This window comes from Amycolatopsis sp. CA-211722, from assembly GCF_056828465.1.
In genome coordinates this window covers 7,770,650-7,788,197 of the sequence record NZ_CP184752.1, presented here as the reverse complement: position 1 = coordinate 7,788,197, position 17,548 = coordinate 7,770,650, and the positions used below count along the sequence as shown (strand labels likewise).

The following is a 17,548-nucleotide window of genomic DNA, read 5'->3' as shown; positions in this document are numbered from 1 at the left end:
TTGTGAGTGGGGAACGCTGAGCTGGTCAGTCGTCGGCGAGCAGGGCCTCCGCGCGCAGGGCGATCTCCATGTCGAGCCGGTCGTCGGCGTTGTTCAACCGGTCGCCGAAGAGATCGATGAGCTGGTGCATGCGGTACCGGACGGTCTGCGGGTGGACCTTGAGTTTCTTCGCGATCTCCGGAGCGCTGCCCCGGGACTGCAGCCAGATCAGCAACGTCTCGCCGAGCCGCGCCCGCTGTTTGGGGGTGAGGTCGTCGAACGGGGCGAGGCTGCGCGTGCACAGTTCGCGGACCAGGAACTCGTCCGCGAGCAGCCACAGGGTGGACAGGTGATCGCTGTACCGCGTGACCGGATTGTCCGGAAGGACCCCGCGCTGGATCAGCCGCAGCGTGCGGCGGGCCCACAGCAGGGAGCGCGGCGCTTCGGTGAGCCGCACGGCCGGGCCGATCACCGCGCGCCAGCCGGGGAGCCGTTCGGCGAGATCCTTCAGGTGCTTGTCCGGGTCGCCGGTGACCAGGCAGGGCTTCGGGCCTTCGAAGTCGACCAGGACGTCGGCGTCCAGATCGGCGCTGTCGGGGTCCAGCGGGCCGAGCCGTCGCTCCAGCGCGACGACCGTGACCTCGGTGGGCAGCGCCCATTGTGCGTTCGCGGCGTGCGACGCGATCGACTGCGGTGAGGACGGGGGATCGGAGAGCATCAGTTCGAGCAGCCGGCGCCTGCGTCTGGCCCTGGTGCCCGCGGCCCGCTCCTGCGCGGCCGTATAGCCCTCGATGGACAGGGCCGAGATCTCGTCCACGTAGGCGAAAATCGCTTCGGCCGCGGTGCACAGGAGATCGGCGTCCGCTCCGATCGCCTGCCCGAATTCCGAAACGTGCCGCCACGCGACGCGGCCGCCGACGCGGTAGGCCGTCTGCAGACAGTCGAGGCTGCGTCCCTCGTTGAATTCGACCTTCCCGAGGTTACGGAACACCGCCGACCATTTGTCGAGCGGCGCCGTCCCCTGACCGACGGTATCGAGGCAGTGCAGGATCGCCTGCCGGATACCCTGCGTGATGATCTGTCCGAACGCGCCTTCCAACGGCTGCGCGTACTCGGGGACGGCTCGTTGCACCTCCTGCAGGATGGCTCGTGCCAAGGGGTCGGCCCGCGGCCGGAACCGCTCGCCCAGGTCTCTGGGCAGTGACGCCCACAGTCCATTCGCACCGGTGCTGCGCACAGGTCGGTTCTCCACTGGGGTTCTCGGTGCCGGCGTGAAGGCGCGCGGTCGCTGGACCGGACCCGGTGGCTGGCGGAGCGGGGTGGCGGGGTGACGCACGCCGGGTTCGGGTCGTGCGGTCCGCAGATCGTGCCGCGAGAATCCGGTATCCAAGTCGGTCATGTTTTTTATCCTTGCTGGCAACAAAATCAGCCTCTTCAACGGTGAAGCCGATCCAGATTTTGTGGCTCACGCAACATAAAATCCGGCCGAGAGGACTGTCAACGGCTGGCGGGAGCTTGATCGGCCACCTGGATGGACTACACCCGAACGGGTGGTCCGATCCGATGACGAGTGACATTTAGGCGGGCCTGAGATGGCGCCCGGATGACAATTTTTCCGGGGCGTTTTCGGGTGCTTCCGCCGCCTCGCTGGCGCGGATGAGCACTTCGACGACCTCGTCCAGGCTCAACCGGGCCGGTGCGGTCCCGGCGAGGAAGCGTCCGAGCTCGTCGCCGAACCGGGCCGGGTCGGCCACATGTGGAAAGTGTTTCGCATTTTCGAACACCGTCAATCGGCTGTCCGGCAGCACTTCGGCGGTCTTGCGGCCGTGGGCGACCGGGATGAGCGGGTCGTGCGCGCCCCAGACGACCAGGGTGGGCACCTCCCGGGCGAGATAGAGCTTGTCGATCGCGCTCGCGCGCTGACCCCTGAGGTCGATCAGGCTGCGCGCGATGAACAGGAACGCCCGCCGCCTGCCAGGGTCGGCCAGTGACGCGAAGTGACGAGTCAGCTCCCGGGTTTCGGGAGAGAGCTTTCCGCCGAGCGAGCGGCCCGCGGCGGCGATCCCGCGGGCGATCGCGACGGTGACCGGGTTGACCGCGAGGGTGAGTGTCGCGTTGGCGCCCGGCAAAGCCGTCGCGCGCAGGACCGGGGACACCTGCGGGCCGAGCCCGGCGCTGCCCACCAGCACCAGCCGGGCGCACATCTCGGGGAACTGGTAGGCGAACTGCATCGCGATCCCGCCGCCGAGGGAATGCCCGACGATGGTCGCGTGCCGGTTCCGGGTGAGCGCGAGGACATCGCGGACCACGCTGGCCATCGCGCCGAGGCCGTAATCGGCCCGAGGGGCGGCCGAATCACCATGGCCCGGCAGATCAGGGGCGAGGACATGGCGCCCGAAGCCGCTCCGCTCGAAATGGTCGAGCAGCGGGACCCAGGTCTCGCTGCTGCCCGAGATCCCGTGCAGCAGCACGAGCGGTTCGCCCGCGGTGTCCTTTGTGGACGGAACGTATTCCCGTAGCCGGATTTCCCGCCCGTGCAGGGTCAGTGTGCGCGCTTCGAGGGCCATGTCCCGCCTTTCCGTTGTCAGGAATCAAAATAACGGGTAGAACGCCGGGTGCGTCAGCGTGTCGCCGGATACTTCCGACACTTGCGACCCGGGTGACAAGAATGCCGGGGCCGACCCCGAGGCGGATGCCAAAACCGCGCGGACAGGTCGATCGCGCATCGACATTTTCCGGTCGTCCCGGTATTCAGGAAAGCGTCGGTGAACACCCGTAACGACGGAGAACGCGATGGCCTGCCGGGCGGACTTCCACGTCGATCAGCCGAGGACGAAGCGTGCCCGCCGAGGCCTCCGCTGGGTGCTTCCCATCGTGCGGCCGCCGGAACGCCGGGTCCGGCGGGTCAGCTCCCTGACGACCCTTCGTCGCGGTGGTGGGCGCGCATGAGCCGCTGCGCGCGGAGCGCGAGCTGCATGTTCAGCCGGTCGTCGGCGTCCTTGAGGCGGTCGCCGAACAGGTCTTCCAGTTGACGGAGGCGGTTCCGCACGGTTTGCGGATGGACGCCGAGCCGCTGTGCGATCTCCGGCGCCCCGCCGCGCGTTTCCAGCCACGCCAGCAGGGTTTCGCTGAGCCGCTCCTGCTGTTTCCCGCTCAGGGAGGTGAACGGGTCGAGGCTCTGCTTGGCGAGTTCGGCACCGAGGAAGTCCTCGGCGAGCAGCCACAGCGTGGCGAGATGATCCCGGCACCAGATGACCGGACCGGGCGCGTCGTCGCTGTTCAGCAGTAGCGCGCGGCGCGCGGTGCGGAGGGCGGCGGGGGCGTCGGAGAGCGGCACGACGGGGGAGACCGCCACGCGCCAGCGGTCCAGTGCGTCCTTCAGCGGGGCGAGATCGGTGTCCGGATCCGCGGTGAGCAGGTACGGCTCGGCCGCGTCGAGATCGGCCAGCACGGTGGTGTCCAGGAGGTGGACCGGGAAGTCCGGTGCGCCGGGAGCGCGCTGGAGCGCGACCATGGCCGCGGCCCCTGGAACCCGCCAGCCGGCACCTTCGGCGAGGCTGGTGATGCTGCACGCGGATCCTTCCGGCGCCTGGGCGATCAATTCGAGCAGACGGCGGCGCCGGAGCGGGATCGCGCCCGCCGCCCTGGCTTCCGCCTCCTGGTACCCCTCGATCGTCGTGGCGCACAGTTCGTCCACGTAGACGAAGACGGACTCGGCCGCGAGCGCGATGACGTCGAGGCCGACGCCGAGCCCGCGCACGATGGGCCGCATCGCCCGCCACGCCGCCCGCGCGCCGATGGTCACGCTGTCGTGCAACGGTTCCAGGCTGCGGCCCTCGGTGAACTCGATCCGCCCGCGCATGCGGTAGAAGTCGATCCACCGATCGTGGGGCACGTCCGGGTCGCCGATGCAGTCGACGTAGTGCCGCACCGCCCGGTCGCAGGAGACGACCAGGACGCGACCGAAGACACCGCGCAAGGGCCGCGAATAGGCGGAGACCGAACGCTGAACCTGGTTGACCATGGCGGCCGCGGCGTGCCCGGTATACGGACGCAGTTCTTCGCCGAGCGAACGCGGCAACGTCGCCAGCATGTCGAAACCGCGATACTGGACCACCAAGACCACCCTTTGACTTTCTTCGAACGCCGGAAGAAAACGTGAATCCGTTTGCATAACCGCGTCGGAACGACGGGAACGGTGCGGGCCGTTTGTACTGGATCGGCGGACGGCGTGTACCCCGAATGTGACGTTGAATTTGCAACGGAAAGTCGCGACGCTCAGCCACGTGACAACGAGCGGGCGTTTCGGTGTGACGTCTTTTGACACGGATGTGTGGACGGTTCTACGCTCCGTGCATTCGAGTGCGCCGGTGGCGCGCGGACGAAAGGGAATGGGTGCCCGTAATCGTCGTCCTACTTCACAACGGGGGATCGCACACGTGAGCTGGCAGCCCGTCGGCGTGTTGTGGGAACGCCTTCCGAGGGAGCTCGGTGACGCCGTCCGCCCGCGGATCCCGGCGATCGCCCGGCACTGTGTCGATGCCGTGGTGGCCGAGATAGGCGAATGCGCGGAAGTGTTCAGTGACGGCGAGGCCCGTGCCGCGGCCGTCGAGCTGAGCAGGCGCAGCATCGAACGCGCCATCGATCGGGTCGGCGTCCCCGAACTCCTGCAGAACGACCTCCTGGTGGACTTCCGCGCGCAGGGCCGGATCGCGTTCCAGCAAGGACTCAGCCGGGAGGCCGCGCAGGCGGCGTTCAGGGTCTCGAGCCGGGTGCTGTGGCGTTCGATCGCCGCGATCGGCCGCCGGCTCCAGCTGCCCGGCGACGTCCTCTACGGCGCGGCGGAGTGCCTCTTCGGTGACGTCGTCGAGGTGACGATGGCGCTGACGGACGGGTACAACGCCGCGCAGGCCGAGGCCACGGGGCCGGCGGAGCAGCGGGCCAGGCTGTTCCGGCTGCTGACCGGTGGCTCCGGGTACAGCCAGGCCGACGCGGGCGCGCTCGCCGTCGCGATCGGCTGGCGCATCCCCGAACGGATCACCGCGGTCGTCTTCACCGCGGCGCCCGGCGCGCCGTCGTTCCCGCCCGGCCTGCTGCCCCCGGCGGTTCCGGTGGACCTCGTCTCGGACACGCCCGGCGCGCTGGTGGCCTGCCCGGAGGCCGACCTCGGCGGTCTGCGGGACCTGCCGTCCGGCTGGTCGGCGACGGTCGGGGTGTCGGTTCCGGCCGCGCAGGCCGCCGAGTCCTTCCGGATCGCCTCGCGAGCCTCCGAACTCACCCGGCGGGGAATGATCACGACGGTCGGCCCCGTGCTGTGGTGCGAGGAGCACATCACCACACTGCTGCTGCTCGCCGACGAATTCCTGCTCGACCGGCTCGCCGGAGAGGCGCTCGAACCGTTGTCGGGGCTGGCGCCGCGCCAGCACGACGAACTGGCGGCGACCCTGCTCACGCAGGTGCAGACGAGGGGGAGCGCGCCCGAGATCGCCCGGCGGCTCGCCGTGCATCCGCAGACGGTGCGGGCACGGCTGCGGCGGCTCACGGAACTGTTCGGCGAACGCCTGGACGATCCGGATCAGCGGTTGCGGATCGAGCTGGCGCTGCGTGCGGAACGGCTGCGCCCCGCCGACGTCTGACGAGCTCCCGCCACCGGGAACACCCAGCGGCGGTAGCCCCACCAGCGGAACACCGAACCCGCCGCGGTGCCCAGCAGCATCCCGCTGACGAAGTCGGCGATCTCCTGGGCGAGGAAGCTGACCTCGGGCACCTCGAGCCGCAGGACGTAGCGCGAGATCAGCGGCGGGCCCAGGGTGATCGTCACGGCGATCGCGTTCACGGTGAAGAACAACACCGCTTCCGGGAATCCGCGCCTGCCACCGCGGGTGTGGAACGCCCAGCGCCGGGACGACAGATACGCGAAGGCGGTCGCCACGACGGTCGCGATCGCGAGCGCCGTGACCGGTTTCTCTTGCAGGACGGTGATTTTCAGCCCGTAATAGACCCCGAGCGTGAGCCCGAAGGCGGCGAGGCCGACGGTGGCGAACCGGAGCAGCTCACGCCGCTCACCGGCCCGCGCACCGTCGTCCGCAAAGGATGCCGGGGCTTTTCCGAGCACCGCCCGCTCAGCAGTTCGACGTCGCCGGGGCGCCCGCGACCCGGTCCTTGAGGAAGGCGAGCACGTCGGCGTTGCCGGTGTAGACCGCCGTGATGTGGTCGGTGTCGAAGGTCTTCCAGGTCGTCTTGACCCCGGCCGCGCAGTAGGCCTTGTGCAGCGCGTCGGCCTGGGCGAACTGCACGAGCTGGTCCTGGGTGGCGTGGTAGAGGAACACCGGGACCTTGGGCGGAGTGCCGCCGAGCTTGTTCTCGTTGAGCCGCTTCACCCATTCCGGCCGCACGTAACCGGCGCTGGTCGTGTAGTCGGCGATCTTCTGGTTCGCGTACGTCGTGAGCAGCTCGAACGTGCAAGCGCTCTTCTGCATCTCCGCCAGCTTCACGCGGCCGTTGTCGCTGAGGAACGAGTCCAGTTTCAGTTCGGGATAGGCGTTGTCCAGGCCGATCAGGGCATAGGCGAAGACGCCGAAACCGAATTTCCCGTCGAGTTGCAAGGTGACCTGGACGAGGTCGGCCGGCACGCCGCCGGCGGCGACACCGACGAGGTTCAGCTCCGGCGCGTAGGCCGGCTGAACTTCGCCTGCCCAGGCCGCGGCCCCGCCGCCCTGCGAGTACCCGCGGAAGAGCACTTTGGCGTCGGTGGACAGCTTCGCCTCCGGCAGGCGTTGCGCGGCGCGGACCACGTCGATCATCGCCGGTCCTTCCGAACGCCCGACCACGTACGTCGTCTTCGGATCCTGGCGATAGCCCTCGTAGTCGGTGAGGGCGACGGCGAATCCGGCGTCGAGCGCGTCGTCGAGGCCGGACTGCTCGTAGAACGCGCCGATGTCGATCATCTTCGAGGGAGTGCAGCCGAACGCCGGGCCGTGCGTACCGGCGCCGAACGAGACGATCGGCGCCTTCGCCGGGTCCACGTTCTTCGGCACCAGCACGGTCCCGGTCACCGCGTCCGGCCGCCCGAGGGCGTCCGTCGACAGGTACATCACCTGCCACGCGTTGACGGAATCCTTACGCGGACCGGCTTTCGAGACCCGCGAGCGGATGATGTCACCCGGTTTGCCCGCCGGGAGCGGGGACGGCGGGGTGTAGAACGCGTCGTCGGACGCCGCCGGGGCGGCGGAACTCGCCGGGCTCCCGCTCAGCACGGTCACGAGACCGGCGGACAGGACGATCGCCAGCGCGACGGCGAGTGTCCGGCGGGACGGGCGGGGGAACGGGGTCGGCACGGCCGGGCCTCCAGAGCGGGTGGACTCAATGTCGGATTCGGGTAGTGCACGCGCGGGCCAGTCCCGGGCATCGGCGCGTTGCGAAAGCCACTTTCGCAACCTTGACGGTTGTGAAAGTGGCTTTCGCGACACCGCTTCCGCGCCGGGCACGGGACTCAGGCGCTGCCGCCGTAGACCTGGCGGCAGGTCGTGGACTCGGCGAACGCGAGCTCCAGTTCGGGGTTGGCGCGCAGATGCTTGATCGGGCCTTCCGGCTCACTCAATCCGCTCATCGTGCTGTCGGCTTCGGCGACCACCTTCTGCAGGCTCGCCTGGTCGGTGACCTTCGCGTCCTGCATCCGGGTCAGCGTGGCGGACACCTTCGACTTGGTCTCGCCGAGGGTGGTGGTGGCCTTGTCCACAGCGGACTGTCCCTCCGGGACCGGCGGCACACCGGCGTTCCGGATTCCGCCCGCCATGTCGTCGAGGGCGGCGGAGAGCGAGTTCAGGAAGCCCACCATGGCGGTCTTGGTCCCCTGCGGGTCGGCGGGATCGAACGCGGGCGGCTTGGACAGCTTCGCCGAGCCCGTCGCGACGCCGGAGCACACCTTGTCCACCCAGGCGAGCGCGGCCGGGTCCGCGTGCTTGCCGGCGTCCGCGGGTTCGTCCGACCCGCAGGCGCCCAGCAGGACCGCCGCGGCGGTCGTGGAGACGGCGGCGAACGCGATTCGCGCTGCCGTGCGGCGCATTCTTTTCATGGTTTCCCCGTCGAATTCGGCGAAAGAGAGCCTGCCCCGCCCGCGCCGAGCGCGATTCCACGATGGTCGGCGGTGACCGGCTTGCTGAACCGCGAGGTTACTCACGAAAGATTACGGCAGGCAAGGCGGCGACGGCCCGGAAAAGGTCGATTGGCATGTGCGAGATAGTTTTCAGGGGCGCGATTGTCATCCTCGTCAGCGGTTCCGCGAGCGGTCTCACCTGGCTCTGAACTGGGGAAACCCATGTGTCGCTACTAGGAACCACCCGGTTCCACCGTGTCTGTGTGACAATTTACCGGCGGCCGGTCGATTTTTCCGGTGAAGCACTTGATAGCGGTGCGGACGCGTCGTTAGTTTACTGTTCGGTTGCGATCCGTCAGACATCGTCGCTACCCGGAGAATTCTCCCGGGCCGATATTCATTGCTCTGGGGAATTGTACGCCGTTTCGTATCATCGTTGATACCACGGAAGGACGATCGTGAGTCACCGAAGAGGAACCAAGAAGGCGGTCGCCGCCGCCGCTGCCGGTGCCGTGGGGCTTGCCGCCGCGGTACTCGTGGTCGGGGCGCAGTCCAGTGTCGCCGATCCGATCTCGCTCCCGCTCAACTATCACTGCGACCTGCCGCTCGTGGGGTCGCAGTCGCTGAAGGTGGTGATCAACACCGATCTTCCGCTGTCGGTCAAGACCGGTCAGCCGACCGGCACGTTCGACATCAAGGCCGTCTCCACGATCAACGCGGACACGGTCAGCGGGCTCAACCTGATCGGTGCGACCACGCTGGAAGGCCAGGCCATCGCGGCGGCGACCGTGGCGGCACCGGGGCTCAACCTCCCGGTCAGCGTCCCGAACGACATCGCCAAGCAGAACATCCCCACCTCGGGCGAGATGACGGTCAACGCGGCGGGCAAGACGCCTTCGCTGACCTTCAACCAGCCCGGCGAGGCGAAGATCACCGTGGGCGACCTGCGGCTGAAGGTCACCCCGCGCAAGGCCGACGGTTCGGTCACCGGCATCACGCCGGACGGCACGATCGACGCGCCGTGCACGCAGGATCCCGGCCAGAACAACACCCTGGCCACGATCAAGATCGGTGACGGCGGTGGCGGCACGACCACGCCCACCACCCCGACCACGCCCACCACCACCCCCACGACGCCGACCACGCCGACGACCCCGCCCACTACCACCACCACGCCCGGTGGCGGCGGGATCAAGTACGCGTTCGGCATCAAGGGACAGACCGCGCTGAAGTCGCTCGGCAGCACCGCGGCGATCAACGGTGGTTTCGACGCGGACGTGGATCTCGCGTCGAAGACGTTCACCGGTGACCTGAAGCTCGACCCGTCGTCCACCCAGTTCAAGCTGTTCGGGTTCATCGACGGCCGTTCGGAGATCAAGGTCGAACAGGTCGGCAAGCAGACCGGTGAACTCGTCGGCACCGGGTTCAAGGCGCACATCAAGTTCAACGTGTTCCTGCCGAGCGTGCAGATCTTCGGGATCCCCATCAGCAACGACCCGAAGTGCGGCACGGTCAGCCCGTCCACCAGTGAGATGACCACCGGTCCGGACTTCGACCTGCTCAAGGGCGGGAAGCTCACCGGCACCTACTCGCTGTCCGCCCTGCAGAACTGCGGTCAGCTGAACGACTGGGTCAGCGCGTTCGCCAAGAGCGACGGCAACACGCTCGATCTGAACCTCACCAAGAAGTAAGTCAGGCCACCGGTCCCCGTCGCGTTCCGTGACGGGGACCGGTGCCGTTTCCGCGCGTCCAGGAAGGCGACCATGCCCCTTCGCATCAACGTCCGGATGCTGCTCGCGGCGGGCCTCACCGTCCTGCTCACGGCGGGCTGCCTGCTGTTCGTCGCCGTCCGCAGCGCGGCCGCCGGTACGCCCGTCGACAAGAAATTGTCGTTCACCTGCCCGTTCCCGCTGATCGGGCTGCAGAAACTCGACGTGAACATCAAGGCCGACTTCGAGGTGCCGGCGGCGCCCGGCGGCACGCTCACCACTTCCGGGCTGACCATCACGGTGACCGTGCCGGACAAGGCCGCGCGTGGCCTCAATCTCGTCGGCGCCGCCACCATCGAGGGCACCGCGGCGGCCGGCGTGACACTGGTCAACGGCGACGCGAACCCGCTCCCGGTACGCATCCCGCTGAACGTCGCGAAAACCGACGTCCCGCCGTCCGGTTCGTTCGGCCCGGTGGCGACCGGCTCCGTGCCCACCATCACGCTGGCGAAACCGGGCAAGACGACGCTGACCGTCGGCGACTTCACCACCCGGCTCACCCCGAAGAAGGCCGATGGCTCCTTCACCGGGCTCGGCTCTTTCACCTCGGACTGCACGCTCGACCCTGGCCAGGATCCGGTCCTGCTCTCCTTCGAACTCGGCGACAAGCCCGCGGGGCACCGGTTCGCGATCGCCGGGAAGACCGGCGTCAAGGCACTCGGTGCCGACGCGCCGCTGACCGGCAGCTTCGACCTGAGCCCGACCGCCGCGACGGTGTTCAGCGGTGGCCCGGCGTTCGAAAAGGCGCATACCGACTTCCGGCTGTTCGGCTTCCTGCCGGGTTCGGCCGATCTGGAGTTCGTCGCCGACGGGCCGCAGGGCGGCGACCTCGCCGGGACCGGTTTCGTCGCGCGATCCCGGTTCGCCACCGTTCTCCCGCTGGTGACGCTCGTCGGTATGCCGGTCAGCACCGGGCCGGGCTGCCGGACATCGGCCCCGTCGACCGCGGAACTGCGCACCGCCGACGGTTTCACCATGGCGAAGGGCGGCGCGCTGCGCGGCACCTACTCGCTGGCGCCGTTGACCGGCTGCGGCGCTTTCACCTCCTATGTGAGCACGCTCTTCCAGGGGGACGGCAACACCTTCGAACTCACGCTGACCCCGCGCCAGGCCTAGTGTCCGCGGTGGTCGTGAGCGGCGATTCGGGTGTCTTGGGCGGGTAGTGAAGGCCACAGCAGGCGCAGCGGCCGCGCGTGAAGGCCCCCTTCCCTCGGCTCAGCCGAGGAAACTCGACCTCCACACCTTGCCCAGTACGTGAAGGTCCCCACCCTTGCGCCTAGGTCAGGGTCCCGGCGAAGTCGTGCTCACGCTGTTCACCGGCGCCAGGCGCGCGTTCGTTCGGTGTCCCCAATGCCACATTGGGGACACCGCGACCGAGCCCGCACCACACTCCTCGAGCAAGCACCGCGAGCTGCACCAATCGACTTTGCCGGGCCCCTGGCGCCTAGATACAAGAAGGGGGCCTTCATGTACTGGGAAGAGACCATCACGCGTGTCGTCCGTCGGATCACCGACACCCGAACCCGCACGACCGGCTCCCGGCACCTGTTTCCACCACCACCGCAGTAGTCGGGCCGGTGGCGGCCCCGGTTCCCGGCGGCGGTAATCTGCCTCGCGACACGACCCGGACACCTGTTCCGCCACCGAGGAACCACTGGTGAATCCTGGGAGTGCCACGAATGACGATTTCCGCGCCGGAGTCCGCCGTCCGCACGGTGGAACTGACCGTGTCGGGGATGACCTGCGCCGCCTGTTCGGCGCGGGTGGAACGCACGTTGAACAAACTGGACGGCGTCCGCGCGTCGGTGAACTACGCGACCGAGCGCGCCACCGTGCAGGTGCCCGAAGCGCTGGCCGACGACGTGCTCGTCGAGCGGGTCCGCAAGTCCGGCTACACGGCGGAGATCCGCGGCGAAGAGGATCCGGACCTCGGCTTCGCCCGCGTCCGGGATCTCCGTCGACGGCTCGTGGTCGCCGCGCTGCTGGCGATCCCGCTGGGGAACCTCTCGATCACCCTCGCGCTGGTGCCGCGCCTGCGGTTCCCGGGCTGGGAACTACTGTGCCTCGCCTTGGCCGTTCCGGTCGTGTTCTGGTCCGCGCTGCCGTTCCACCGCGCCACGCTGCGGAACCTCCGTCATCGGTCGTCCAGTATGGACACTTTGGTGTCGCTGGGTGTGCTTTCGTCGTTCGCGTGGTCGGCGTGGTCCGCCTTCGCGGGCGGCACGGAGCCCGGGTACTGGATCGGCTTCGGCCCGACGGCGGCCGGCGCCGACGCGATCTACCTCGACGTCGCCGCCGGGGTGACCACCTTCCTGCTGGCGGGCCGGTACTTCGAGAGCCGGTCCAGGCGCAGCGCCGCCGGGCTTCTGGCCGCGCTGGACGCCTTGGCCGCCAAGGACGTCCGGGTGCTGCGGGACGGTGTCGAGCGTATGGTCCCGGTCGGCGAGCTGGTCGTCGGGGACCTGTTCGTGGTCAAGCCGGGGGAGTCGATCGCCGCCGACGGTTTCGTCCACAACGGACTGTCTACTGTGGACGTCAGTGCGGTGACCGGTGAGCCGGTGCCCGCGGAGGTCGCCACCGGGGACCGGGTCGTCGGCGCTTCGGTGAACCGGGACGGCAGGCTCGTCGTCCGCGCGACCGCGGTCGGCACGCACACCCAGCTGGCTCAGATGACCGCGCTGGCCGAACGAGCGCAGGCCCGCAAGGCCGCGGTGCAACGTCTGGTCGACCGCATCTGCGCGGTGTTCGTCCCCGCCGTGCTCGGCGTGGCCGTGGTGACGCTCGCGGCCTGGCTGCTCGGCGGGGCACCCGTCCGCGAGGGGTTCGCGGCGGCCGTCGCCGTCCTCATCATCGCCTGTCCGTGCGCGCTCGGGCTGGCGACGCCGACCGCGCTGATGGCCGGGGTCGGCCGCGGCGCCCAGCTCGGCATCCTCATCAAGGGGCCGGACGCGCTGGAGGCGAGCCGCACCGTGGACACCGTCGTACTGGACAAGACCGGCACGGTCACCACAGGGAAGATGACCGTCACCGGTTGCCGCCCCGCCGACGGGTTCACGCTCGGCGAGCTGCTGCGGTTCGCCGGGGCCGTGGAGGCCGGTTCGGAACACGCCGTCGCGGCGGCCGTGGTGACCGCGGTGCGGGCGGAACTGCCGGATCTGCCCCCGGTCGAAGGATTCGGCGCCCTGCCCGGGCTCGGCGCGAAGGGCGAGGTCGAGGGGCGGGAAGTCCTCGTCGGCAACGCGCGGTTGTTCGCCGAACGCGGGATCACCGCGCCCGACGGCTTCACGGCGGAGGACGGCACCACGGCGATCCTCGTCGCGGTCGACGGCCTGTTCGCCGGGCAGCTGGCGATCCGCGACGTCGTGAAGCCGTCGGCACGGACGGCCGTCGAGGCCCTGCACGCGCTCGGCCTGCGGACCGTGCTCCTGACCGGCGACAACGAAACCGCGGCCCGTGTGGTCGCGGACGAGATCGGTGTCTCCGACGTGCGCGCCGGGGTGCTGCCCGCGGAAAAGGCCGCGGTCATCGAGGAGCTGCGGGCCGGGGGAGCGCGCGTCGCGATGGTCGGCGACGGCATCAACGACGGTCCGGCGCTGGCCACCGCGGATCTCGGCATGGCGATGGCACAGGGCAGCGACATCGCGGTGCGCTCGGCCGACATGGTGCTGGTCCGGGAAGACCTGCGCGTGGTCCCCGACGCCATCCGGCTGGCCGACCGCACCCTGCGGATCATCCGGGGGAACCTGGCCTGGGCGTTCGGCTACAACGTCGCCGCGATCCCGCTGGCCGCGTTCGGCCTGCTGAACCCGCTGATCGCCGGGGCGGCGATGTCGCTGTCCTCGGTGCTCGTCGTGTCCAACAGCCTCCGGCTCAAGGACTTCCGACGCGACGCGTGACACTTGCGGGTGGTTTTGTACCATCGCCCCTCGGGACAAGGGGGCCTTCGTGAAGCCGTTGAACACCGGCGAACCCACCGCCGTGGGGCGCTACCGGGTGTTCGCCGCGCTCGGCGAGGGCGGGATGGGCCGGGTGCTGCTCGGGATCTCCACCGACGGCCGCCTGGTCGCGATCAAGCAGGTCCACCCGGGTTTCGCGCACGATCCGGGCTTTCGCGAGCGGTTCCGCCGGGAGGTCGAAACCTCCCGCCTGGTGTCCGGCGCGTACACCGCGCCGGTGATGGACGCCGACCCGAACGCACCGACACCGTGGCTGGCGTCGGTGTTCGTGCCCGGGCCGGCGCTGTCGGAGGCGGTCTCCGCCGCCGGGCCGCTGCCGCCGGTGGCGGTCCGTCATCTCGCCGCCGGGCTCGCGCTGGCGCTGGGCGACATCCACCGCGCCGGGCTGATCCACCGCGACCTGAAGCCCAGCAACGTCATCCTCACCGGTGACGGCCCCCGGGTGATCGACTTCGGCATCGCGCGCGCCGTCGAAGGCGACTCCGAGCTCACGCACACCGGCGCCGTCATCGGTTCGCCCGGGTTCATGTCCCCGGAACAGGCCGAGGGGAAGCCGCTGACCCCGGCGAGCGACATGTTCTCGTTCGGCGCGCTGCTGGTGATGGCCGTGACCGGACGCGGCCCCTTCACCGGGACGTCCACTCCGCACACCTTGTACAACGTCGTGCACCTCCAGCCCGACCTGCGGCAGCTGGCGCCGGAGCTGCGGCAGATCGTCGAGCCGTGCCTGGCGAAGAACCCGGCCGACCGGCCGTCACCCGCCTGGGTCCTGGAACGGCTCGGCCCCATCCCGCCGATGACCAGCCCGTGGCCGCCGGTGGTTTCGCACCTCATCGAGACACAGCAGGCCGAGGTCCGGCGGCTGCTGAACCCGCCACCGCCGAAGCGATCCCGGCGGGGCCTGTACGCGGGACTGGCCGCGGCCGCCGTGGTGCTGCTGGCGGGCGGCACCGTCGCGGCGGTCTCGCTCTCCGGGGACGATCCGCCGCCGGCCGCCGTCGCGCCGAGTTCGCCGCCGCAGCCGGACGAACCGGTCGCCACCCCGGTCAACCAGGATCCGCTCGGCCCGGACAACCTGCGTCGCGTCGACCTGTGCAAGGTGCTCGCCGGCCGGGACGTGCCGGGATTCGGCAAGCTGAGCACGGAGATCGACATCCAGTTCGACTCGTGCACGTACTCGTCGCCCTCGGGTGAGTGGCTGGAGCTGAGCGTCGGCGGTGACCTGGTGGAAGGCGAGGCAGGCGGCGAGCTGGAAGGCCTTCCGCTGCGTGTCAAGGGGTCCGGCGACACGTGCGCGGTCGCCGTCCCGGTCAGTGGCCTGCCGAACACCAAGCTGAGCGTCGACGTGAACAGGCTGTCCACAAAGGACCAGGCCTGCTCGGTGGTGAAGGCGGCGCTCGCCGACGCGATCAAGCGGATCCGCGCCGGAGGCCACGAGCGCGAGCTCCCGGCGGGCACATTGGCTCCGCTGGACCCGTGCGCGATCCTCGGCCCCGCGACCACGGACCGGCTGATCGGGCCGGTCGTCGAGACCATCCGCGAACACCTGCACCAATGCCGGTACGACGCCGCGGGCAACGTCCGCCTGAACTTCGTGCGCGCGTACCCGCCCGCGCAATCGAAGGACTCGTACTACACGGAGGTCGCCACCCTGGATCTCGGCGGTGCCAAGGTGTACCTGGCCAAGGTGGACGACGGCATCGCGCGCTCCACCTGCTCGCTGACCTGGCAGCATCGGTCCGTCAGCGAACGCGACGGGGAGAACGTCGAGCTGACGGTCGGGACCAGCGGGACCAAGATGACCGCCGGCGAAGCCTGCGAGAAGGCGAAGGGCTTCGCCGGGGCGCTGCTGCCGAAACTTCCGAAACCCTAGGGCTGACCAGTGAAACCGTTGAACCCCGGCGAACCCCGGCAGATCGGCCCGTACCGGATCGTCGCCGAGCTCGGTGAAGGCGGGATGGGCCGCGTCGTGCTCGGCCTAGCCCCGGACGGCAGGCTCGTCGCCGTCAAGCAACTGCACGCCCAGTTCGCGCACGATCCACGCTTCCGTGAACGGTTCCGGCGCGAGGTCGCCACGTCACGGCTGGTCTCCGGCGCCTACACCGCCGCGGTCATGGACGCCGACGCGGAAGCGGAAACCCCGTGGCTCGCCTCGGTCTTCGTCACCGGGCCGTCCTTGAAGGAGGCCGTGGACGGCGCCGGGCCGCTGCCGGTCGAGTCGGTGCGGCTGCTGGCGTCCGGGCTCGCCGCGGCACTGACCGAGATCCACCGTGCCGGGCTGATCCACCGGGATCTCAAACCCAGCAACATCATCCTGACGAGTGACGGCCCCAGGGTGATCGACTTCGGCATCGCACGGGTGGCGGAGGACGCCCAGGAGCTCACCGGAACGGGCGCGATCATCGGGTCGCCCGCGTTCATGTCCCCGGAACAGGCGGGCAGCGGGCGGATCACCGGCGCGAGCGACGTGTTCTCCCTCGGCGCGATCCTGGTCATGGCCGCGACCGGGCGTGGCCCCTTCACCGGGCCGACCGCGCCGCAGACCCTGTATAACGTCGTGCACGCCGCGGCGGATTTCAGCGACGTTCCGGACGAAATCCGGCGGATCGCGGAGCCCTGCTTGGCCAAGGACCCCGTGCGGCGGCCGACTCCGGAACAGATCCTGGACTTCCTCGGCCCGGTGCCGCCGGGCGCGGCGCCCTGGCCGCCCGCCGTGCACGCCCGGATCCAGCGGCAGGACGCCGAAGTACGTGCGGTGCTGGCCCTGCCACTGCCGATCTGGCGTCCGCCGCCCAAGAAGATGGCGCCGCGGACGAAGAAGATCCTGTTCGGCTCACTCGCCGCGGTCGTCCTGCTCGTCGTCGCCGGGATGGTCGCGCTCGGCCTCGTCATCGCCGAGCACGCCAAACCCGAGAATCCCGGGACGACTTCGCTGTCGGCGAGCGAGGCACTCGGCGCGGAACGGCTGCGGCTGGTGGATCCGTGCAAGGTGCTCGCGGGCCGGTTCGTGCAGGAGTTCGGCACCCTGAAACCGGAGACGGGCCCGATCTACCCGGCTCGCTGCAAGTACACCGGTCTCAAGGGCGTCGACTTCGAGTTGCGGCTCGGCGAAGGCGTGTCCGCCAGCGGTCTCGACCGGACGGACCGCACTGCCGAAGGACTTCCGCTACTGCGCAGCACGATCAGCGGCGGCTGCGATTCGGTCGTCCAGCTGCCGACGGACCGGCGGCTCGGCGTCGTCGTCTCCCATCCCGGCCGGGAAGGTGACCCCTGCAAGGCCGCCGACGACATGCTGACCGCCGCGCTCGCCCGGCTGCGCACGCACGAGGTCGACCGGGCGGGTGATCCGGCGAGCCTGCTCCCGTTCGATCCATGCACGGTCGCCGATCCGGCTGTGCTCGGCAAGGCCATGCCCAACGCGCAGCCGGCCCCGCGGACGTTGCGGATCTGCGAGTGGCTGGGCGGCGGGGACACCCTGACCGTCGAACTGCAGCGAGGTTCCTACGCGCCGGAGGGTTCGCCGGTCGATCTCGGCAACGGCGTCACCGGCGACATGCGGGAATTCGGCGGCTCGAACTGCGCCGTCACCTGGCGGCATCGCCAGCTGCCGGACCGCGAGGCCGAACACGTCGCCGTCCGCCTGCTGGCGCGCGAGGGGAGCGGAAGCCCCTGCGACCGGGCGAAGGAGATCGCGGGCTCGATCGCTTCGCGGTTGCCGAAGCCCTGAGCGTCGCGGATAGGGGAACCCC

At 69.8% G+C, this 17,548-nt stretch carries 12 protein-coding genes; 6 read left to right on the top strand and 6 right to left on the bottom strand.

The genetic code is table 11. From position 1 onward, the window contains the following. Window positions 1-25: 25 nt before the first annotated feature. The 3 genes from ACOCEP_RS35695 to ACOCEP_RS35685 all read right to left on the bottom strand — a co-directional run bounded on the left by ACOCEP_RS35695 (window position 26) and on the right by ACOCEP_RS35685 (window position 4,105). Window positions 26-1,216, bottom strand: coding sequence for a PucR-like N-terminal domain-containing protein (locus tag ACOCEP_RS35695; RefSeq protein WP_482339878.1), 1,191 nt, complete (start codon window positions 1,214-1,216; stop codon window positions 26-28). A gap of 340 nt (window positions 1,217-1,556) precedes the next feature. Beyond that, on the bottom strand, window positions 1,557-2,546 hold the full coding sequence (locus ACOCEP_RS35690) for an alpha/beta fold hydrolase (protein ID WP_482333960.1): 990 nt from the start codon (window positions 2,544-2,546) through the stop codon (window positions 1,557-1,559). Between the two features lie 338 nt (window positions 2,547-2,884). Further along, the gene (locus ACOCEP_RS35685; RefSeq protein WP_482333958.1) at window positions 2,885-4,105 is read right to left on the bottom strand and encodes a PucR-like N-terminal domain-containing protein; all 1,221 of its coding nucleotides are present in this window, start codon (window positions 4,103-4,105) and stop codon (window positions 2,885-2,887) included. Between the two features lie 313 nt (window positions 4,106-4,418). Here ACOCEP_RS35685 and ACOCEP_RS35680 point away from each other — a divergent pair, with 313 nt between their 5' ends. After that, window positions 4,419-5,615 (top strand): PucR-like N-terminal domain-containing protein, encoded by a 1,197-nt coding sequence (locus tag ACOCEP_RS35680; RefSeq protein ID WP_482333956.1) that lies wholly within the window; start codon window positions 4,419-4,421, stop codon window positions 5,613-5,615. Here the strand turns inward: ACOCEP_RS35680 and ACOCEP_RS35675 are convergent. From ACOCEP_RS35675 to ACOCEP_RS35665, 3 genes are all read right to left on the bottom strand, one after another. Further along, a complete protein-coding gene (locus tag ACOCEP_RS35675; RefSeq protein WP_482333954.1) occupies window positions 5,555-6,094 on the bottom strand; it encodes a GtrA family protein in 540 nt (179 codons plus the stop codon). The genes ACOCEP_RS35680 and ACOCEP_RS35675 overlap by 61 nt on opposite strands. 7 nt (window positions 6,095-6,101) lie before the next feature. Continuing rightward, a complete protein-coding gene (locus ACOCEP_RS35670; RefSeq protein ID WP_482333952.1) occupies window positions 6,102-7,316 on the bottom strand; it encodes a lipase family protein in 1,215 nt (404 codons plus the stop codon). Between the two features lie 155 nt (window positions 7,317-7,471). Next, on the bottom strand, window positions 7,472-8,044 hold the full coding sequence (locus ACOCEP_RS35665; protein WP_482333950.1) for a hypothetical protein: 573 nt from the start codon (window positions 8,042-8,044) through the stop codon (window positions 7,472-7,474). A 488-nt stretch (window positions 8,045-8,532) separates the two neighbouring features. Here ACOCEP_RS35665 and ACOCEP_RS35660 point away from each other — a divergent pair, with 488 nt between their 5' ends. The 5 genes from ACOCEP_RS35660 (at window position 8,533) to ACOCEP_RS35640 (ending at window position 17,526) form a co-directional block, all read left to right on the top strand. Continuing rightward, a complete protein-coding gene (locus tag ACOCEP_RS35660; protein WP_482333948.1) occupies window positions 8,533-9,765 on the top strand; it encodes a DUF6801 domain-containing protein in 1,233 nt (410 codons plus the stop codon). Between the two features lie 72 nt (window positions 9,766-9,837). After that, window positions 9,838-10,959 carry a DUF6801 domain-containing protein gene (locus ACOCEP_RS35655; RefSeq protein ID WP_482333946.1) on the top strand — a complete coding sequence of 374 codons (1,122 nt, stop codon included), beginning with the start codon at window positions 9,838-9,840 and terminating at the stop codon, window positions 10,957-10,959. Between the two features lie 563 nt (window positions 10,960-11,522). Next, entirely contained in the window at window positions 11,523-13,739 is a 2,217-nt protein-coding gene (locus ACOCEP_RS35650; protein ID WP_482333945.1) for a heavy metal translocating P-type ATPase, read from the top strand. 49 nt (window positions 13,740-13,788) lie between these two features. After that, entirely contained in the window at window positions 13,789-15,672 is a 1,884-nt protein-coding gene (locus tag ACOCEP_RS35645; protein ID WP_482333944.1) for a serine/threonine-protein kinase, read from the top strand. A gap of 9 nt (window positions 15,673-15,681) precedes the next feature. Beyond that, a complete protein-coding gene (locus ACOCEP_RS35640) occupies window positions 15,682-17,526 on the top strand; it encodes a serine/threonine-protein kinase (protein ID WP_482333942.1) in 1,845 nt (614 codons plus the stop codon). Window positions 17,527-17,548: the final 22 nt, after the last annotated feature.